General features: G+C 65.0%; 20 protein-coding genes and 1 tRNA gene. 10 read left to right on the top strand and 11 right to left on the bottom strand.

Translation table 11 applies throughout. The features are described from left to right. Window positions 1–259: 259 nt before the first annotated feature. The 4 genes from ABIB90_RS12455 to mnmA form a co-directional block, all read right to left on the bottom strand. Window positions 260–336 (bottom strand) — tRNA-Met (locus ABIB90_RS12455). A 310-nt stretch (window positions 337–646) separates the two neighbouring features. Continuing rightward, complete coding sequence (locus ABIB90_RS12450; RefSeq protein WP_007596151.1) at window positions 647–1,003, bottom strand: hypothetical protein; 357 nt, start codon at window positions 1,001–1,003, stop codon at window positions 647–649. A 46-nt stretch (window positions 1,004–1,049) separates the two neighbouring features. Next, on the bottom strand, window positions 1,050–1,688 hold the full coding sequence (locus tag ABIB90_RS12445; RefSeq protein ID WP_354200748.1) for a class I SAM-dependent methyltransferase: 639 nt from the start codon (window positions 1,686–1,688) through the stop codon (window positions 1,050–1,052). Between the two features lie 22 nt (window positions 1,689–1,710). Next, window positions 1,711–2,892: a tRNA 2-thiouridine(34) synthase MnmA gene (mnmA, locus tag ABIB90_RS12440; protein ID WP_354200747.1), complete on the bottom strand. Its 1,182-nt coding sequence runs from the start codon at window positions 2,890–2,892 to the stop codon at window positions 1,711–1,713. A 349-nt stretch (window positions 2,893–3,241) separates the two neighbouring features. Here mnmA and ABIB90_RS12435 point away from each other — a divergent pair, with 349 nt between their 5' ends. The 9 genes from ABIB90_RS12435 (at window position 3,242) to ABIB90_RS12395 (ending at window position 13,030) form a co-directional block, all read left to right on the top strand. Next, complete coding sequence (locus tag ABIB90_RS12435; protein ID WP_502918231.1) at window positions 3,242–4,882, top strand: flagellar hook-length control protein FliK; 1,641 nt, start codon at window positions 3,242–3,244, stop codon at window positions 4,880–4,882. Window positions 4,883–4,895: 13 nt separating this feature from the next. After that, window positions 4,896–5,603: a flagellar hook assembly protein FlgD gene (locus tag ABIB90_RS12430; RefSeq protein WP_007596155.1), complete on the top strand. Its 708-nt coding sequence runs from the start codon at window positions 4,896–4,898 to the stop codon at window positions 5,601–5,603. Between the two features lie 359 nt (window positions 5,604–5,962). Further along, entirely contained in the window at window positions 5,963–6,238 is a 276-nt protein-coding gene (gene sciP, locus ABIB90_RS12425) for a CtrA inhibitor SciP (protein ID WP_002714638.1), read from the top strand. Window positions 6,239–6,430: 192 nt separating this feature from the next. Beyond that, a complete protein-coding gene (gene fliF / locus ABIB90_RS12420; RefSeq protein ID WP_219681647.1) occupies window positions 6,431–8,038 on the top strand; it encodes a flagellar basal-body MS-ring/collar protein FliF in 1,608 nt (535 codons plus the stop codon). A 17-nt stretch (window positions 8,039–8,055) separates the two neighbouring features. Then, a complete protein-coding gene (fliG, locus tag ABIB90_RS12415) occupies window positions 8,056–9,147 on the top strand; it encodes a flagellar motor switch protein FliG (RefSeq protein ID WP_219681648.1) in 1,092 nt (363 codons plus the stop codon). After that, window positions 9,147–9,767, top strand: coding sequence for a FliH/SctL family protein (locus ABIB90_RS12410; RefSeq protein ID WP_219681649.1), 621 nt, complete (start codon window positions 9,147–9,149; stop codon window positions 9,765–9,767). Before fliG ends, ABIB90_RS12410 begins: the two co-directional genes overlap by 1 nt. 3 nt (window positions 9,768–9,770) lie before the next feature. After that, window positions 9,771–10,121, top strand: a complete 351-nt coding sequence (fliN, locus tag ABIB90_RS12405; RefSeq protein ID WP_007596160.1) for a flagellar motor switch protein FliN — start codon at window positions 9,771–9,773, stop codon at window positions 10,119–10,121. A gap of 38 nt (window positions 10,122–10,159) precedes the next feature. Next, the gene (gene flbD, locus ABIB90_RS12400) at window positions 10,160–11,545 is read left to right on the top strand and encodes a sigma-54-dependent transcriptional regulator FlbD (protein WP_354160128.1); all 1,386 of its coding nucleotides are present in this window, start codon (window positions 10,160–10,162) and stop codon (window positions 11,543–11,545) included. A 336-nt stretch (window positions 11,546–11,881) separates the two neighbouring features. Next, a complete protein-coding gene (locus tag ABIB90_RS12395) occupies window positions 11,882–13,030 on the top strand; it encodes a M20 family metallopeptidase (RefSeq protein ID WP_354200745.1) in 1,149 nt (382 codons plus the stop codon). A 115-nt stretch (window positions 13,031–13,145) separates the two neighbouring features. Here the strand turns inward: ABIB90_RS12395 and ABIB90_RS12390 are convergent, their stop codons facing one another. The 6 genes from ABIB90_RS12390 to ABIB90_RS12365 form a co-directional block, all read right to left on the bottom strand. Beyond that, window positions 13,146–13,304: a hypothetical protein gene (locus ABIB90_RS12390; protein ID WP_018453881.1), complete on the bottom strand. Its 159-nt coding sequence runs from the start codon at window positions 13,302–13,304 to the stop codon at window positions 13,146–13,148. A gap of 95 nt (window positions 13,305–13,399) precedes the next feature. After that, window positions 13,400–13,981 (bottom strand): flavin reductase family protein, encoded by a 582-nt coding sequence (locus ABIB90_RS12385; protein ID WP_354200744.1) that lies wholly within the window; start codon window positions 13,979–13,981, stop codon window positions 13,400–13,402. 32 nt (window positions 13,982–14,013) lie between these two features. Beyond that, window positions 14,014–14,850 (bottom strand): ATP-binding cassette domain-containing protein, encoded by an 837-nt coding sequence (locus tag ABIB90_RS12380; RefSeq protein WP_354200743.1) that lies wholly within the window; start codon window positions 14,848–14,850, stop codon window positions 14,014–14,016. A 20-nt stretch (window positions 14,851–14,870) separates the two neighbouring features. Continuing rightward, window positions 14,871–15,677 (bottom strand): aliphatic sulfonate ABC transporter permease SsuC, encoded by an 807-nt coding sequence (ssuC, locus tag ABIB90_RS12375; RefSeq protein WP_354160120.1) that lies wholly within the window; start codon window positions 15,675–15,677, stop codon window positions 14,871–14,873. Next, on the bottom strand, window positions 15,674–16,831 hold the full coding sequence (gene ssuD / locus ABIB90_RS12370; protein ID WP_354200742.1) for an FMNH2-dependent alkanesulfonate monooxygenase: 1,158 nt from the start codon (window positions 16,829–16,831) through the stop codon (window positions 15,674–15,676). The genes ssuC and ssuD overlap by 4 nt, the downstream gene beginning before the upstream one ends. Before the next feature lie 141 nt (window positions 16,832–16,972). Next, on the bottom strand, window positions 16,973–17,923 hold the full coding sequence (locus tag ABIB90_RS12365; RefSeq protein ID WP_354200741.1) for a sulfonate ABC transporter substrate-binding protein: 951 nt from the start codon (window positions 17,921–17,923) through the stop codon (window positions 16,973–16,975). 123 nt (window positions 17,924–18,046) lie between these two features. Between ABIB90_RS12365 and ABIB90_RS12360 the strand changes: the two genes are divergently transcribed. After that, window positions 18,047–18,286 (top strand): hypothetical protein, encoded by a 240-nt coding sequence (locus ABIB90_RS12360; protein ID WP_354160114.1) that lies wholly within the window; start codon window positions 18,047–18,049, stop codon window positions 18,284–18,286. On the opposite strand, the gene ABIB90_RS12355 is transcribed toward ABIB90_RS12360, so the two are convergent. Beyond that, window positions 18,283–19,449: a cytochrome P450 gene (locus tag ABIB90_RS12355; RefSeq protein ID WP_354200740.1), complete on the bottom strand. Its 1,167-nt coding sequence runs from the start codon at window positions 19,447–19,449 to the stop codon at window positions 18,283–18,285. The two genes, ABIB90_RS12360 and ABIB90_RS12355, sit on opposite strands and share 4 nt — an antisense overlap. Between the last annotated feature and the right edge of the window lie 33 nt (window positions 19,450–19,482).

Below are 19,482 nucleotides of genomic sequence, written 5' to 3'. Positions count from 1 at the left end.
GCGTCTTTGTAGAACGATGAGCTTCGGACCGACGATAGCACCCTTGAGGTGCGTTACCGCCTTCGACCAAAGAACATATTCTCCGTATGTGCTTTTAACTGTCCTGACCCGGCTTGAGGCGAGAACGACCAGCCACAACGAGCTGCACAGTGCGGTCATGAGAATTGATCAGCGACCAGCTCGGATGTATCAATGAGATATCCCTCGTGGCGAAACATCAATCGGCCAACTCTGGGAAATCAAGGACTTATGCTGGATTTGGTAGCGGGAGAGGGACTCGAACCCCCGACCCCAGGATTATGATTCCCGTGCTCTAACCAGCTGAGCTACCCCGCCACAGGGTCGCGAGGGCCTGACAAGGCCGATCTCGCGAACGCGCGGCATATAAGGAAGAGGGCGGCGGGCTGTCAATCCGCCTTCGCTTCCGCTTAGCGAAAGCTTCGGCGGACATCGCCGCGGGTGGAGACGAATTGGCTTGTTTTGAGCTTAATTTCCGGCCGCACCGTCATGGCCGGGCTTGTCCCAGCCATCCACGGACTTCTTCGCTGCCGCCGAGAACGTGGATGCCCGGGACGAGCCCGGGCATGACGACGAGATTGGGGATGCGGAACAGGCTCCGCCTACGCCAAGGCTTCGGCGCGACAAGCTATTTCGGCCTTACTGTCGGATCCCCGCCGGGGCTGCCGGGGGGCGGGATCACGGGCATGGCGCCGTTCGTGCTGGGCGCCGGGGCGTGCATCTCGGGATCGACGCCGGAGGGCGGGCAGAGCACGCCGTCCGATTTGGCCAGCTTGTCGCCGAGCGGTTCCCGGGACTGGCCGGTGGTGGTGCCGTCGGCTGAGCGGTTCGGGCGGTCCTGCGGCGTACAATTCGTCGCATGCTGTGGGGACGGCGGCGCGGTTTGTTGCGGCGGCGTCGCCGGGGCGGGCGGGGCCTGCGCGATCGCGCTGCCGGAGGCGGCGATCAGGAGGCTGGCCAGAATGATGTTCGATGTGGTGCGCATGGGAGGGAAACGCGCGGGGCGCGCGCCCTGTTCCCACCCCCGAACATTACGATTTGAGGTAGCGGATCAACGAAAAGTGCCCCATCGGCGGCATCGGGCGGCGCTCCGCCAGCGTAACGCCGCCATGTTTCGCGGCCCAGTCGACCAGGCGGGCCCACGGAAACTCCGGGCGCCAGCCGAGACGGCGAGCCAAGGGCGCAAACGCGAGTTCGGAGAGTTTGCGCAAACCCTTTTCGGCGCCGATGTGATTGACCAGGATCAGCTCGCCGCCGGGCTTGAGCACGCGCACGAACTCGTCGAGCGTGCCCTCCGGATCCGGCACGGCGGTGATGACGTATTGCGCGACCACCGCGTCGAAGAAGTTTCCGGGGAAGGCGAGATTCTTCGCGTCCATCACTGAGAGCACCTCGACATTGCTCAAGCGCAGCGCACGCACGCGCGATTGCGCCTTGCGCAGCATCGGCTCGGAGATGTCGACCCCGCAGATTTTTGTGGTGCGCGCATAATCCGACAGCGAAAGCCCGGTGCCGACGCCGACGTCGAGGATGCGGCCGCCGACGCGGTCGGCCTCCGCGATGGTCGACTGCCGGCCGGCGTCGAACACCTTGCCGAACACGAGATCGTAGACCGGCGCCCAGCGGCCATAGGCCTTCTCGACCCCGGCCCGCGAGATGTCTGCTGCCATGCCCCCTGCCCTATATATTTTTTTAGCCGCGGACCGCTTCTGCGAGCGGCCTCGTCGTGCTGCTTGCGGCCTTCGCGGCGGCGCTTTGAATGAAGCCGCCGCCGAGCACGCGGGCCTGGCCGCCAGGTGCGTCGTAAAACACGCAGGCCTGTCCCGGCGAAACGCCCTCTTCGCCGGCGACGAGCTCGACTTCGTAATGGCCGTTCGCACCGCGCAGCCACGCCGGCTGGGGCGCGCGGGTCGAGCGCACGCGCACGAACATTTCGAGGCCATTGCCGATGGCGCGGTCGATGTCGCCATCGCCGATCCAGTTGACGTCGCGCAAGCTGATGCGGTGCATCTTCAGCGCCTCGCGCGGGCCGACGACGACGCGGCGGTTGGCGGCCTCCAGCCGCACCACGAACAGCGGTGCGGCGGCTGCGATGCCGAGGCCGCGGCGCTGGCCGATGGTGAAATTGGCGATGCCGTTGTGACGGCCGAGCACGCGGCCGTCGAGATCGACGATGTCACCGGGGTCCATCGCGTTCGGCCGCAGGCGGGTGATGATGTCGGTGTAGCGCCCGGTGGGCACGAAGCAGATGTCCTGGCTGTCGTGCTTGTCGGCAACCGCGAGGCCAAAGCGCCGCGCCAGCTCGCGGGTCTCGGGCTTGGTCATGTCGCCGAGCGGAAAGCGCAGATAATCGAGCTGCTCCTGCGTGGTCGCGAACAGGAAGTAGCTCTGGTCGCGATCGGCGTCGGCGGCACACACCAGCGCGCGCGAGCCGTCGTCGCGGCGGCGCGAGGCGACGTAATGGCCGGTGGCGAGCGCGGTGGCGCCCAATTCGCGCGCGGTCTTCAAGAGGTCGCGGAACTTGACCGAGCGGTTGCACTCGATGCACGGCACCGGCGTCTCACCGAGCGCGTAGCTGTCGGCGAAATTGTCGATGACGGATTCGCGAAAGCGGTCCTCGTAGTCGAGCACGTAATGGGGAATGCCGAGCTTGGCCGCGACATCGCGGGCGTCGTGGATGTCCTGGCCGGCACAGCAGGCGCCCTTGCGATGGGTCGCAGCACCATGGTCGTAGAGCTGCAGCGTGATGCCGACGACGTCGTAGCCTTCCGCCTTCAAAAGCGCAGCCGTCGTCGATGAATCGACGCCGCCCGACATGGCAACGACGACCCTGGTATCCTCAGGACGGCCTTCGAGATCCAGACTGTTGAGCATGGGCCTTAAAGCGTTGTGGACGGCGGCGTTGGGCGATCCGCTGGGTGCTTCCGGCGGGACATCGGCGATCCCCGGGAACTGAGAGTTCCCGAAGGGCACGGCCTGCCCGGTCGAAAGCGGTTGAGAGCTGTCTCTTTAATATAGGCGGCCTTCCGGTGAAGCAATCACGGACCCCGCAAGGTTTACGGCAATTCTTGCCGGGGAGGCAGAAATGGCGGGCCTTCGAGAGGCCCTGAGGCGGGGACGCCAAATCATCAAACCATTGATTTAATTCAATAAAATTACTCAGCGCGAGGATGGCCCGCTCCTTGCTCCCTCTCATGGCGAAGATGTTTCCAAGGGGTTGCCTGTGGTCGGTCGTACGTCAGATGTCGTGGCAAGCATGCAAGTCCCAAGCGCGCAGCAAAAGCCTGCCCGGTCGCAAGCGCCGAAAGAGAACTCCGCCAACGACTCGTTCGGCTCGCTGGTGGACAGCAACACCCAGGCGATCAGCGACAGCGCGGCGTCCTCCGCGCAGGACTCCCCGCGCCGGACCGATTCATCCTCCTCCGCCTCGGACAGGAGCCCGCGCGATCGCTCGGCGACCGACAAGCCCTCGCAGAGCAAGGCCAGCGACGACACTGACAATTCCGCGTCCGCCAAAAACGACATCAAGAACGACGCCAAGAGCGACGCCAAGAACGATACGACGGCTGATGCGGCCAAGGCTGATAGCAAGACCAAGGACAAGCCGGAGGCGTCCGACGCCAAATCGGCCGACAAGTCTGCGGACAAGTCCGACGAGACCAAGGGGGACAAGGCCGACGGCAGCCTTGCCGCCGTTGACGCCGTCGCGGCCGCGCAGATTGACGCGACGCAGGCCGCCGCTGTGCCCGATCCAAACGCACTCGTCGTGGCCGTGCCGGCCGATCCGAACGCGGCTACGAACCAGGCCGCCGGCTCCGCCTCCTCGCCGCTGACGATTGCCGCCGCCGGCATCGCCGCCAGCGCGTCCATCGCGGCGCAGATCGCCGGCCCCAAGACCGATACCGCGACGCCGGGCGACAAGAGCGCCAAGACCGCAAGTGCCAAGGTCGATGCCGACACTTCGGCGACGCTGGCCGATGCCGCGACCGGGACGACCGATTCGACCGCGACCGATGCCAAGACCAATGGCGGCCTGATCGCCGCGGTCGACCAGGGCACGCCAAAAACCTCGTTCAAGGCCGCAGCCCTTGCGCACGGCGCGGGCGACGTCTCCAATATCGGCCAGGACACCGGCAAGGCGAACGCCGCGCAGACCTCGGCGACAGCAGCGTCCGCCACCACGGCGCATCCGCAACCGGACAAGCCGTCCATCGATGCGAACGCGGCCGACGCCAAGGCTGGGACTTCCGACCGCACCGCCGATGCGGCACCGGCGACGACAACCAATCATGCCCATGGCGGCACGCAGGTCGCTGTCCCCACCACCGACACCAGCGCGCAGGCGGCCTCGGCCGTGCAGGCGTCGCTGACCAATACGACTTCGGCCGCGACCGCTTCGACCGCGACGCTCACGGCGACCGCGGCCACCAATACGGCCATTCCGATCAGCGGCGTGCCGATCGAAATTGCCGCCGCTGCGCGCGCGGGCAAGACCCGGTTCGACATCAGCCTCGATCCGCTCGACCTCGGCCGCATCGACGTCCGCATCAATGTCGACCGCAACGGCCAGGTCACCTCGCATCTCACCGTCGAGAAGCCGGAGACGCTGCAGATGCTGCGGCAGGACGCGCCGCAATTGCAGCGCGCGCTCGACGATGCCGGCCTTAAAACCGGCAGCAACGGACTGTCCTTCAGCCTGCGCGACCAGAACTCGTCGGGGCAGAACTCCGGCCAGAACAACGACAATGGCGGCAATGCCCGCCGGCTGATCGTCAGCGACGACGACGCAGTTCCCGCAGCCCCGGTCGGGCGCAGCTACGGCCGCATGCTCGGATCGAGCAGCGGCGTCGATATCAGAGTGTGAGGAGTATTCGATCATGACTACCACGAATGCCGCCACCGCCCCGTCCGTCGTCTCCGGCACGACCGACCTGCCGAAATCCTCGTCTAACCCAAGCCTGGGCTCGAGCACCGGCGCGACGCTGGCCGGCAACTTCCAGACCTTCCTGACGCTGCTGACGACGCAGCTGCAGAATCAGAATCCGCTCGATCCGCTGGACACCAACCAGTTCACACAGCAGCTGGTGCAGTTCGCCGGCGTCGAGCAGCAGCTCAAGACCAACGACTCGCTGTCCCAGCTCGTCACCCTGCAACAGACCACGCAGGCGACCCAGGCGCTCGGCTTCGTCGGCAAGACCGCCCTGGTCGACGGCACGACCGCAAGCATGACCAACTCGTCGGCAACCTGGCATCTCAACGTGCCCAGCGACGCCACCGTCGACATCACCGTCGCCAATGCCAGCGGCCAGACCGTGTTCACCGGCAAATACACCGCCGGAGCGGGCACCGACGTTCCGTTCACCTGGAACGGAATGGGCAATGACGGCACGCAATGGCCCGACGGCAAGTACACGATCTCGGCCACGGGCAAGGACGTCGCCAACAACAATGTCGGCATCGCCGCGCAGGTGCAGGGCACGGTGTCATCCGTGGACCTGACCCAGTCGCCGCCGCTGCTGACCATCGATGGCGCCAGCTACACGATGAGCCAGGTCAAGAGCATCATCGCGACGGCCAGCAATTAAAGGCGGAATGCCGCTGTGTCGTCCTGGCGAAAGCCAGGACCCATAGCCACCGAAAGTCGTTTTGGCGCGAGGAAGTAACTCCGAGTCTTCGTCAAACTTCGCGCTGGGGTAATGGGTCCTGGCGTTCGCCAGGACGACGTTGAGGGCCGTGCGACACCCCCGCAGGCCTCTTTCGTTAGTAAAGTATTTACGAACACCCCCCTCGGCCCGCCCGGACGCACCGTCCCGCCGGTCGAGACGGCTGCGTTCCAGCCATTTTCAACGAGAATTGTATTGAAGCCTTAGGCTTAGCGGATTTTTAAGTCGGCGGGCGTAGGGTTCCTGAGTGAGTTCAGTGGTTGAGAGTTTGTGAGTACGCCATGACAGAACCCCATCGCCCGAGGGTAAAATACGTCATCGGGCCGGACGGTAGTCCGTTGACGATTGCGGATCTGCCTGCACCCGGCACCAAACGCTGGGTCATCCGCCGCAAGGCCGAGGTCGTCGCCGCAGTCCGTGGCGGTCTTCTCTCCCTTGAGGAGGCCTGCAGCCGTTATACCCTGACGGTTGACGAATTCCTCTCCTGGCAGTTTTCGATCGACCAGCATGGTCTGGCGGGACTTCGCACCACCCGTATCCAACAATATCGCCAGTAGGCAATCCGGAAATCTGCGGCTTTTGACGAAAATCGGCCTCGCCTTGCGAGGCCGATTTTTTTCATGTTTCGTTTTGGCGCTACTTTTGTCGCAGCTCTTAACCTTCGTTAACCATATCGAAACCATCACCTAGGCAATAATTGCCCAGTCGGCCTTTCCTGTGAAAGCAGCCGAATCTGTCGGGGCGGTTGCTTGCAAGGTCTTGCGGACTTTCTGAAGGGTATCGGAGCCGCCCGGTTCGGGGCGATGATCGCGGTCACCGCCGCGCTCGTCGGCTTCTTTGCGTTCGTCATCATGCGCGTCACCACGCCGCAGATGACGACGCTGTTCACCGACCTCAGCGTCGAGGACTCCTCGGGCATCATCAAGGACCTGGAGCGCCAGGGCATCCAGTTCGAGCTGCGCAACGAGGGCACCATCATCATGGTGCCCAAGGACAAGGTCACCCGGCTGCGGATGAAGCTCGCCGAGGGCGGCCTGCCCAAGGGCGGCGGCGTCGGCTACGAGGTGTTCGACAAGTCGGATGCGCTCGGCACCACCTCTTTCGTCCAGAACATCAACCATCTCCGCGCGCTGGAAGGCGAGCTAGCCCGCACCATCCGGGCCATCGACCGCATCCAGGCCGCCCGCGTCCATTTGGTGCTGCCCGAGCGCCCGCTGTTCTCGCGCGAGGCGCCGGAGCCGTCGGCCTCGATCGTGGTGCGGGTCCGCGGCGCGCTGGAAGCCCAGCAGATCCGCGCCATCCGCCACCTCGTCGCCTCTGCCGTGAACGGGCTGAAGCCGCAGCGGGTCTCGATCGTCGACGAGACCGGGCAGCTGCTCGCCGACGGCGCCCAGACCGATCCGGAGCAGGCGATGGGCGACGAGCGCCGCACCGCCTTCGAGAAGCGGATGCGCAAGCAGGTCGAGGACATCGTCTCCTCCGTGGTGGGGACGGGGCGCGCCCGGGTCCAGCTCTCCGCCGATTTCGACTTCAACAAGATCACCCAGACCTCGGACAAGTACGATCCCGAAGGCCGCGTGCTGCGCTCGACCCAGACCCGCGAAGAGCAGAGCATGACCGCCGACAACAACGGCCAGGTCACCGTCAACAACGAGTTGCCGGGCAACCAGCAGAACGGCGGCGTCGCGGCCAAGGACCAGAGCAAGAAGAGCGAAGAGACCAACAATTACGAGATCTCCCGCACCACCAAGACCGAGGTGACCGAGGCCGGCCGCGTCAACCGCATCTCGGTCGCGGTGCTGGTCGACGGCATCTACTCCAAGAACGACAAGGGCGATCTGGCCTACCAGGACCGCACCAAGGAGCAGCTCGACCGCATCGCCACGCTGGTGCGCTCGGCGATCGGCTTCGACCAGAAGCGCGGCGACCAGGTCGAGGTCGTCAATCTGCGCTTTGCCGACGCCCCCTCCACCACCCCGATCGCGGAGCCGAGCGGCTTGCTCGGCATGCTCCAGTTCACCAAGGACGACGTCATGTACTTCGTCGAGCTCGGCGTGATGATGCTGCTCGGCCTGGTCGTGCTGTTCCTGGTGATCCGGCCGCTGGTCAAGCGCATCCTGGCATCGGACGAAGTCGCGGCCGCCATCTCCGGAGTCCTCACCGGTCCGGCGAGCGACGAGGCCGCGCCCGCCAGCCAGCCGCTCCTGCCGAGCGGCGCCGCGAGCGCGATCGACGTCGCCACCGTCCAGGGCCAGGTCCATGCCCAATCCGTCCATCGTGTCGGCGAACTCGCCGAGCGCAATCCCAACGAGACCGTCGCCATCATCCGCCAATGGCTGACCGAACCCACGAAATAATCGAGAAGTGATCTGACATGGCCGCTGCCCTGCAAAACGCCAATTCCAACGACATCACCAGCGTGATCTCCACGCTCGGTCAGCGTGCCGGCAGCCGCGGAGGCGCGAAGGTCGACGCGGTGGCGGGGCCGAAGCGCGCCGCGATCCTGATGCTGGCGCTCGGCGAGCAATATGGCGGCAAGATCTGGTCGCTGCTCGACGACGACGAGGTGCGCCAGCTTTCTCTGGAGATGTCGACGCTCGGTACCGTCGAGGTCGACACCGTAGAGGACATGCTGCTCGAATTCGTCTCGCGCATGTCGGCCTCCGGCGCGCTGATGGGCAATTTCGACGCCACCGAGCGGCTGCTCCAGCAATATTTGGCCCCCGAGCGCGTCAACGGCATCATGGACGAAATCCGCGGCCCCGCCGGCCGTAACATGTGGGAGAAGCTCTCCAACGTGCAGGAAGAGGTGCTCGCCAACTATCTCAAGAACGAATATCCGCAGACCATCGCGGTCGTGCTGTCGAAGCTGAAGCCGGAACACGCCGCGCGCGTGCTCGGCATCTTCCCCGAGGATCTCGCGCTCGACGTCGTCAACCGCATGCTGAAGATGGAGGCGGTGCAGAAGGAGGTGATCGAGAGCGTGGAGAAGACGCTGCGGACCGAATTCATGTCCAATTTGTCACAGACCCGCCGACGCGACGCCCACGAGGTGATGGCGGAAATCTTCAACAATTTCGACCGCCAGACCGAAACCCGCTTCATCACCTCGCTGGAAGAGGACAACCGCGAATCGGCCGAGCGCATCAAGGCGCTGATGTTCACCTTCGACGACCTCGTGAAGCTGGATTCCGGCTCCGCCCAGACCCTGATGCGCAACGTCGACAAGGACAAGCTCGGCGTCGCGCTCAAGAGCGCCAACGAGGACGTCCGCAATTTCTTCTTCGGCAACATGTCGTCGCGTGCGGCAAAAATGCTCCAGGATGACATGGCGGCGATGGGTCCGGTCCGCCTGCGCGACGTCGACGAGGCCCAGGCGCTGCTGGTCAACCTCGCCAAGGATCTCGCCGCCAAGGGCGAGATCATGCTGACCAAGAACCGCGCCGACGACGAGCTGGTGTATTGATGGCCGCTCCGGCAAAATTCCTGTTCGACAACGACTTCGCAGCGCCCGACCGGACGCGCGAGAAGGCCGCAACCGCGGCCGAGATCGCCCAGAAGGTCGCGGAAGCCGAGGCGCGCGCCTATCAGGACGGCTTCGCCGCCGGCCAGCGCGAGGCCAAAGCCGAGAGCGACCGCCGTGTCGCGCTCGCCATGGAAGAGATCAACATCGCCATCCGGGGCATCGCCTCGGGCATCGGCAACATCGAATCCAAGATGGAGACCGAGGCGGTCGACGTCGCGGTCGCGGTGGCGCGCAAGCTGTGCGCCGATCTGGTCGCCGCCGAGCCGCTCGGCGAAATCGTCGCGCTGGTCAAGGACTGCTTCTCGCATCTGGTCGCGACGCCGCATCTCGTCGTCCGCATCAACGACGCGCTCTACGATTCCGCGCGCGAGAACATCGAGCGGCTGGCCAGGCAGAACGGCTTCGAAGGCCGGCTGGTGATTCTGGCCGAGCCGGAGATTGCCACCGGCGACTGCCGGATCGAATGGGCCGATGGCGGCGTCGTGCTGGAGCGCGCCGCCATCGCGGCCAAGATCGACGAAATGGTGGGACGCTACGTTGCATCCCGCAGGGGGAGTTAAATCATGAGCGACACTGACGGACAGGTCCCGCTGCCCGACCTCAACGGCCCGATGCCGCCTACCGGCACCGACGTCGGCTACAACGAGGACGAATATGCGACGCGCGCCGCCGCCGACCTCGAGGCCGTGTTCGACGTGCCGGTGCAGGTTTCGGCGGTGCTGGGCCGCTCCAAGATGGACGTCAGCGAGCTGTTGAAGCTCGGACCCGGGACCGTGCTCGAGCTCGACCGGCGCGTCGGCGAGGCCATCGACATCTACGTCAACAACAAGCTGGTTGCCCGCGGCGAAGTCGTCCTGGTCGAGGACAAGCTCGGCGTGACCATGACCGAAATCATCAAGACTGAACGCGCCTAAAGCGACGACGCGCGGCAGCGCGACCACAGGAGACTGACATGCGGCTTCTCATCGTTGGCACATTGAAGGGCCAGCTCACCACCGCCACCAAGATCGCGATGGCAAACGGCGCCACCGTGACCCACGCCGAGGACAACGAACAGGCGATGCGCGTGCTGCGCGGCGGCAAGGGCGCCGACCTGCTGCTGGTCGACGTCGCCCTCGACATCCGCGACCTCGTGATGCGGCTCGAGGCCGAACACATCCACGCGCCGATCGTCGCCTGCGGCATCACCAACGACGCCCGCGCCGCGGTCGCCGCGATCCATGCCGGCGCCAAGGAATACATCCCGCTGCCGCCGGACCCGGAGCTGATCGCAGCGGTGCTGGCTGCCGTCGCCAACGATTCCCGCGAGCTGGTCTATCGCGACGAGGCGATGGCCAAGGTGATCAAGCTCGCGCAGCAGATCGCAGGCTCGGACGCTTCGGTGATGATCACCGGCGAATCCGGGACAGGCAAGGAGGTGCTGGCTCGCTACGTCCACACCCGCTCGGCCCGTGCCAAGCGCCCGTTCATCTCGATCAACTGCGCCGCGATCCCCGAGCATCTGCTGGAGTCCGAGCTGTTCGGCCACGAGAAGGGCGCCTTCACCGGCGCGATCGCTCGCCGCATCGGCAAGTTCGAGGAGGCAACCGGCGGCACGCTGCTGCTCGACGAAATCTCGGAAATGGACGTCCGCCTGCAATCGAAACTGCTCCGCGCCATCCAGGAGCGCGTGATCGACCGTGTCGGCGGCACCAAGCCCGTCCCGGTGGACATCCGCATCATCGCGACCTCGAACCGCAACCTGGTGGACGCGGTGCGCGAAGGCACGTTCCGCGAAGACCTCTTGTTCCGGCTCAACGTCGTGAATCTGAAGATCCCGCCGCTGCGCGAGCGTCCCCTCGACATTCTCGAGCTCGCTCAGCACTTCGTGAAGAAATATGCCGAAGCCAATGGCGTGCCGATGCGCCCGATCTCGGCGGAAGCGCGCCGCGTGCTCTCCACCAACCGCTGGCAGGGCAACGTCCGCGAACTCGAAAACACCATGCACCGTTCGGTCCTGATGGCGCAGGGCGACGAGATCGGTGCCGATGCGATCCTCACGCCCGACGGCGACCGCCTCGACCTCGCCAAGACCGCGCCGGCCGTGGCGCATGCCACCATGGCCGCCGAGCAGGTGACGCGGGCACTGGTCGGCCGCACCGTCGCGGACGTCGAGCGCGACCTGATCCTGGAGACGCTGAAGCACTGCCTCGGCAACCGGACCCATGCCGCCAACATCCTGGGCATCTCGATCCGCACCTTGCGCAACAAGCTCAACGAATATTCCGACGGCGGCATTCCGATCACGCCAGCCGGCACCCCGGGTGAATATCCGCGCATGCCGATGGTGGGGGCGTAGGCGCTCCTGCCGAACATTGAGACTGCGAATGCCCGGGGCTGGTCCTCGGGCATTTTTGTTGGTGAAGTGCAGACAGCCTCCAGACTCTCAATGTCGTCCTGGCGAAAGCCAGGACCCATTACCCCAAGGAGGGTTGGCGAAGATTCGTCGTTCGGTACTCCTACCACCCTCCGTCGACAGATTCCGCGGTATGGGTCCTGGCTTTCGCCAGGACGACGTTGGGGAGGCAGCGTGCATCAAACCCGCAGACTGCGACATGGCCGCACCGCATTCTCCGACTAGGTCAAGCCCCCGCAAAGCCCTATAAGCGCCACCGAGAACCACGCGAGGGTGAACATGTCTCAAGCTCAAATCACGGATTGGCTGGCGTCGCAGCGGCAGGCGATGATCGACCTGCTGCGCGATGTCGTGAACATCGATTCCGGATCCTATGACAAGGAAGGCGTCGATGCGGTCGGGGCGCGGTTCGAGCAGCATTTCGCCGAGCACGGCATTCCGTTCCGGCGCGAAAGCCACGCCACATTCGGCGACGCGATCCACGCCGAGGTGGCAAAGCCCGGCAGCAACGAGAAGCCGGTGCTGTTGATGGGGCATCGCGACACCGTGTTCGGCAAGGGCGAGGCCGGACGGCGTCCGTTCACGATCCAGGGCGGGCGCGCCTATGGTCCTGGTGTTGCCGACATGAAGTCCGGCGTCGTCTTGAACATATTCGTGGCAACCGCCTTCCACAAATTCGGCGGCAACCCGCACCCGATCAAGCTGCTGATCACCTCGGACGAAGAGATCGGTTCGCCCTCCTCGCGGCCGGTGATCGAGCGCGAAGGACGCGCCGCGCGCGCCGTGTTCAATTCCGAGCCGGGCCGCCCGACCGGCAATATCGTCACCGGCCGCAAGGGCGGCATCTTCATGCATGTCGCCATTACCGGCAAAGCCGCGCATTCCGGCGCCAATTTCGCCGCTGGCGTCAGCGCGATCGGCGAGCTCGCGCACAAGATCGTGCATATCCACGCGCTGACCGATCTCGACAAGGGCATCACGCTCAATGTCGGTCTCGTCTCGGGCGGGCAATCCGTCAACACCACGGCGCCTTACGCGGAAGGGCAGATTGACCTGCGCTACGTCGATCCGGCGGACCGCGCGAGGGTGATGGCGGCGATCGAGACGATCATCGCGACACCTTACGTGCCCGGTACCAGCGCGACGCTGACGGTCAAGGGCGAGTTCGTGCCGGTGGTGCAGAGCGCCGATTCAAAGGCGCTGTTCGAGAACTATCAGGCCGCCGCAAAGCAGGCCGGCCTCACCACGCTCCAGGGCGAGTTCTCCGGCGGCTGCGCCGATTCCGGTTTCACCGCCGCGGTCGGAACGCCGACCATCTGCGGGCTCGGCCCGGTCGGCGGGCTTGCGCACACGCCAGAGGAATATCTCGAGCTCGACAGCATCGTCCCGCGCGCGCAGGCGCTGGCGCTGGCGATCTTGCGGGGGTGAAAACAGGTGCCGTAGGGTGGGCAAAGCGAAGCGTGCCCACCGCTTCAGGTGCCGGGGAAAGATGGTGGGCACGGCGCAAGTGCGCCTTTGCCCACCCTACGAGACCTCCCGAACCTCACGAATAGCTCGGCGCATCCGGCCTGCGGAAGATCTGGATGGGGTCGCCCGGCACGATCGGATGGCCGCTGAACATCGCATAGGCGTAGAGCGCGAGATAGGCGATCGCGAGCGCGCCGACCGCGTAGAAGGCCCAGGTCGCGACGCGTTTCATCATTGCGCTCCATTGCTGTCCCGGCGGGAGGCTCAGGCAGCGCTTCTAGAGCGATGACGCGGAAAAGGCCAGCCTGCACGGCCCATCGCCAGCGGCGATCAAATGCCGCGGCGGACGTGGGTGGGAACGCTGACGTCCGCAAGCCTGACGGCGTCTTCGTCCTGATCCACCGCCACATACTGACCGTGCCAATAGGCCAACGCAGCGTTGCGAGTCGAATTCTTGACGTCTCGCACTCGGCCGATGATGATGCCGTGCGAATGGCGCTCGAAGATGTCCTCGACCTCGCAATCGACGGCGGACAATGCGCCAACCAGCAGCGGAACACCCGAGACCGCCGTCACCCATCTGGCGCCCGCGAAACGATCGGCACCCTTGAGCCCGCCCTTGCCGGCAAAGCGCTCGGCGATTTCGAGCTGATCGGCCGCGAGAATATTCACGCCGAAGGCACCGTAGCGTCGGATCAGCGGGAAGGACGAGGCATCGCGGTTGATGCTGACGATCAGCGTCGGCGGATCGACCGAGAACGAGCTGACCGAGGTGACCGTCATGCCGGTGATGTCCTTGCCCCCTCCGGCGGTGATGACGCTGACGCCGCCGGTGAGATGGCGCATGGCGCCGCGGAAATCGGCGGAGGAGACGACATTTTCGGTCATGAGATCGCGGGGCACTACATTCATGGCATCGTCCCCGAGCCGGGGTCCCTGTCTATCTAGGTACGATCGTCCGCCGACAAAAGGTGGCTCAGGATCGAGCCTTCGAGACCCGCGAGCTCGGCCGAGCCGCGTTGGCGGGGCCGGGCCGTGTTAACCACGACGTCATGGGCGATCCGCCCTTCCTCGATCACCAGCACCCGGTCGGCCAGCGCGACCGCCTCGGCGACATCGTGGGTTACCAGGATCGCGGTAAAGCCCTGGTCGCGCCAGACGCGCTCCAGCAACCGCTGCATCGAGATACGGGTCAGCGCATCCAGCGCGCCAAGCGGCTCGTCGAAGGCGAGCACACGGGGACGCGAGACCAGCGCGCGGGCAAGGGCTACGCGCTGCTTCTGGCCGCCCGACAGCACCGATGGCCACTGGTCGCGCTTATCGGTCAGCCCCACCTCGGTCAGCGCCTTCTCCGCGCGTGAATGCGCGTCGGAAGAGGCGCGATCGCGGCCGAGGCCGACCTCGACATTGGAGAGAACGCGGGCCCAGGGCAACAGCCGAGGCTCCTGGAACATCACGCGGATATCCTCGGGCTTCACGGCGTCGCCGAGCGAGATGCTGCCAGCGTCGAACTTCTCCAGGCCGGCGATGAGGCGCAGCAGCGTGCTCTTGCCGCAGCCGCTCTTGCCCACGATGGCGACGAACTGGCCGGCGGGGATGTGAAGATCGATGCCGCGCAGCACCTCGTTGTCGCCGTAGGATTTGCGCAAGCCGCGGATGCTGAGCGGCAGGCCGGAGGTCTGCACCGGGCGCTCCTCGCGCACGACGCGGGCGTGAGGCGCGAAATTGGCGCGGGTTGCGAGTTCGGTTTCCGGAAGGGAGGTACGAAGGGCAGTCTGCATGTGATTCCCGGTATTTCTGCTCAGCGTTTCCAATAAGCGGGGTGCCAGGAGAGCGTCAGGCGCTCCAGCACGCGGGAGGCGCTGTCGGCGAGCTTGCCGAGCAGCGCGTAGATCAGGATCGAGAGCACCACGACGTCGATCAGCATGAACTCGCGCGCCTGCATCGCCATATAGCCTAGGCCCGAAGACGCCGCGATGGTCTCCGCGACGATCAGGGTCAGCCACATGATGCCGAGTGCAAAACGGATGCCGACGAAGATCGAGGGCAGCGCGCCCGGGAAGATCACGCGGCGGAACAGCTCGCCGTCAGTCATGCCGTAGATGCGGCCCATCTCAATCAGCTGCGGATCGACGGTGCGGATGCCGTGCAGCGTGTTGAGGTAGATCGGGAAGAACACGCCGAGCGCCACCAGGAACAGCTTCGCGCTCTCATCGATGCCGAACCACAAAATGACCAGCGGGATCAGCGCCAGATGCGGCACGTTGCGCACCATCTGCAGCGTCGTGTCCGTGAGCTTGGCCGACAGCTGCGACAGGCCGTTAGCGAGGCCGAAGGCAAAGCCGATGCTGCCGCCGATCAGGAAGCCGATCGAGGCGCGCCAGAACGAGACCCAGATGTTGCGCGCGAGCTCGCCGGAGAGCAGCAGCTTCCAGCCCGCAAGCACGACGTCGCTCGGCGCCGGCAAGACCCGCGTCGGCACGAAGCCGGTGACGCTGGCGACCTGCCAGATCGCGATGATGGCAAGCGGCACGATCCACTGGATCAGGCCGTCGACGCGCGGCAGGCGCAAACTACGGGGAAGCGAAACGCTGTCGATCAGGCTCATGATTGCGACACCTTCTGCTGCGGACGCAAGTCGCTGCCGACCGTTTCACCAAAAGGACCGCCGTTGAAGTGCAGCTTGGTCACGTTGCTGGGCTGCTCCAGCGAGAGCAGCGGGAACACCAGCTCGGCGAAACGATAAGCTTCCTCCAGATGCGGGTAGCCCGAGATGATGAAGGTATCGATGCCGATGTCCTGATACTCCTTGATGCGGGCCGCGACCGTCTGGGCGTCGCCGACCAGTGCCGTGCCGGCGCCGCCGCGCACGAGGCCGACACCGGCCCACAGGTTCGGAGCGATCTCGAGCTTGTCGCGCTTGCCGCCGTGGAGCTGCGCCATGCGCTGCTGGCCGACCGAATCCATCCGCGCAAAGTTCTTCTGCGCCGTCGCGATGGTCTCGTCGCTGACATGCTTGATCAGCTCATTGGCCGCTCGCCAGGCCGCGTCATTGGTCTCGCGGACAATCACGTGGAGCCGGATGCCGAACGATAGTTTTCGGCCGCGTGCGGCGGCGACCTCCCTCACCTTGGCGATCTTCTCCGCGACCAAAGCCGGCGGCTCGCCCCAGGTCAGATATTTGTCGACGGTGTCGACGGCGACGTGGATGCCGGCATCCGACGAGCCGCCGAAATAAAGCGGCGGACGCGGCGACTGCACCGGGGGAAACAGCAGCTTGCCGCCTTCGACATGGATGTGCTTGCCCTCGACATTGACGGTCTTGCCGGCGAGCAGCTCGCTATAGACGCTGAGGAACTCGCGGGTGACCTCGTAGCGCTCGTCATGGGCAAGGAAGATGCCGTCGCCCTTGTTCTCGACGGGATCGCCGCCGGTGACGACGTTGACCAGAAGCCGACCGTTGGTGATGCGGTCGAGCGTCGCTGTCATGCGCGCGGCCACGCTCGGCGATTGCAGGCCCGGCCTGACCGCCACGAGATAGCGCAGCCGCTCGGTGAACGGCGCGACCGAGGAGGCGACGATCCAGGAATCTTCGCAAGATCGCCCAGTCGGCAGCAGCACGCCGAAATAGCCGAGCTGGTCGGCGGCCTGCGCGATCTGGCGCAGATAGTTGAAATTGACCTCGCGGCCGCCGGTGCCGGTGCCGAGATAACGGCCGTCGCCGTGGGTCGGCAGGAACCAGAGGATGTTGGCGTTGCTCATGGAGGTGCTCCGATGACTAGCCGTACGTCGTTCCGACCGCGGCAGCGACGATGCCGATCGATATGACGATGGCTGCGAATACGCGTTGAACGATACGCCTCATGTTCAAACCTTTTGAAATGGGGAAATTGGTGGGCACGATCAGGCTGCCGGGTTGCGCCAGACGATGTCGCGGATCACGATCGGCTTCGGGATCAGGCCGAGCTTGTGGAAGCGGTCGGCGACGCCCTGCTGGGTCGTGACGATGTCGTCGGTGACCGGGCCGACCACGAAATTTGCGCGATTGGCGGCGAGGGTCTGGATGTCCAACGGGACGCCGGTGATCGCGGCGAGCGATTTGGCGACCTCGTCGCGGTGCTGTTCGGCCCATTGACCAGCCGCGGTCGTCACATCGATGATCTGCTGCAGGATCGCGCCGTGATTCCTGGCGAAATCGCGATTGGCGATGAAGAAGGAATTGGTCTTGATGACGTCGCGCGCATTGATCAGGATGCGGCCGCTCTGCTTGGTCTCGCCGATCGCGAAGTAAGGATCCCAGATCGCCCACGCCTCGATGCTGCCATTGGCAAAGGCAGGCCCGGCATCCGGCGGCGTCAGATAGACCGGCGTGATGTCCGCGTAGGTGAGGCCCGCTTTCTCCAGCGTTTGCACCACGATGTTGTGGGCGCTGGATCCCTTGGTGAAGCCGACGCGCTTGCCCTTCAAGTCGGCGATGCCGCGGATCGGCGAATCCTTCGGCACCAGGATGCCCTGGCCGTTGGTGATGGGCTGGCCGGCGGCATAGACGATCGCCGCGCCCGCCGCCTGGGCGAACGCCGGCGGGGAATCGCCGACCGCGCCAAAATCGATGCTGCCGACATTCATCGCCTCCATCATCGGAGGTCCCGACGAGAACTCGACCCATTTCACGTCGATGCCCAATGGCGCGAAATGTTTTTCCAGGGCGGCCTGCTGACGCGTGATAACCAGCACGCCGGTCTTCTGGTAGCCGACACGAATTTCCTTCACCGCGCCTTGTGCTTTGGCACTTGAAGCGAATGCGGCGGCTGCCGCAGTTCCAACGGATAGTTTGAGAAAGTCCCGACGTTGCATCCGACACTCCAGGCCGCGTGCGGCCGTCCTTCATTCGTGTTCGTGAATGATGGTGCGGCTGATCGGAGGTGTCGAGACGCGCGGAAAAATAGCGATGCAAGCACTGCGCAGTTGGCAGAGCGCATGATTAATCTTTCAATCAGCGGAGCGAACGCAGGGGATATTTTTCCGCACGCGAATGTGAAAAACGCACGCAGCCCGGCCGAGAAATTAAAAATCGCGAAAACAACCCCATGCACAGTAGCCGGCGCGTGCGAAAACAATGACTTACGTTTATCCGAATTTGACTTGACTCGTCGGGCAAAACAGGAGCAGGATGGCATCATGGCCGCGTTGCGGATGGACCGGTCCTTGCCGGACTAATGCAGCCACCTCACCGGCAGATTCTGCAGTCCGCGGAACGCCCAGCCGCCGATCCGCACCGGTTCGTCGTCGGCAAGCTCGATCCGGCCGGCACGGGCGAACAATGTCGGCAGTGCGACGTCGGCGATCATGGCGCGGGAGGCCCAGGCACCGGCGCAGAAATGCGGGCCAGCACCGAACGCGACGCTCTTGGCCGTGTCACGCCGCACGTCGAACTGATCGGCGCGCTCGAAATGCTTCTCGTCGCGATTGGCGGAGCCGAACATGAGGAATACGCGTTCATCGGTTTCGAACGCGACGTCGCGGATCGACCACGGCTTTGCGATGCGTCGCGGCGACATGCCGATCGGCGAGATCCAGCGGGCATATTCCTCGAAGGCCTGCAGCCAGGTCACCTCGCCCTTGCGCACGAGATCGAGCTGCTCGGGATGGCTCAGCAGCGCCCACACCGTGCCGGCGATCGCCTTGCGCGGCTCGTTCTGGCCGCCGGAGATCGCCAGTTTGACATTGGCGCGCACGCTCTCCATCGCCATGTCCGACGCGAGCAGCACGCCGAGGAGGCTCTGGTCGGGATGCTTGCGCATCACAGGCAGGATGTCGTCGATCGCCGCATCGATGCCCGACGTCGCCGCATGGCAACGCGCCTCGACGGCCGCGTCACCGCTGTAGTTGGCGATGCCCTCGATCATGCCCTGTGACCAGGCGTCCATATCCGCAAAGCCGATATTGGTGAGGCCGGTAATCGACTTCAGGCATTCGCCCGAGAACGGCAACGCGAAGTCGCGCATGAAATCGATACGTCCGGGCTCGATCGCGTCAATGATGCGATCGGCATGGGCCTGGAACAGCGCGGCCCAGTGCGCCTTCACCGTCTTCGGCGACACCGTCGGAAACATCGCGCGGCGCTCGACCTGGTGCGCCTCGCCGTCCTTGCGCATCATGTTGTGGCCCATCAGCCGGTTCATCAGGCCGGCAGGCTGGTGCGAGGAGAACACGTCGATCTGCTTCTCGGAGATCGAGATGTCGTCGCGGCTCGTCAGTAGCGTCGAGCCGAGCTGCGGCACGAAGGCGATCGGCGCCTCCTTGCGCATCTTGGCGAGCATCGGATAGGGGTCGGCCCAGAACGCGGCCGGGTCGATGTCGATGCGCGGCGCCGTGCTCAAGGCGGCCTCCCTTGCTGTGTCCTCGCCAAGCTA

Origin of the sequence: Bradyrhizobium sp. JR4.1, assembly GCF_040548605.1 — a bacterium.
Classification (GTDB): Bacteria; Pseudomonadota; Alphaproteobacteria; order Rhizobiales; family Xanthobacteraceae; genus Bradyrhizobium; species Bradyrhizobium canariense.
The sequence above is the reverse complement of the archived record's forward strand: the minus strand, read 5'-3'. Positions and strand labels throughout refer to the sequence as shown.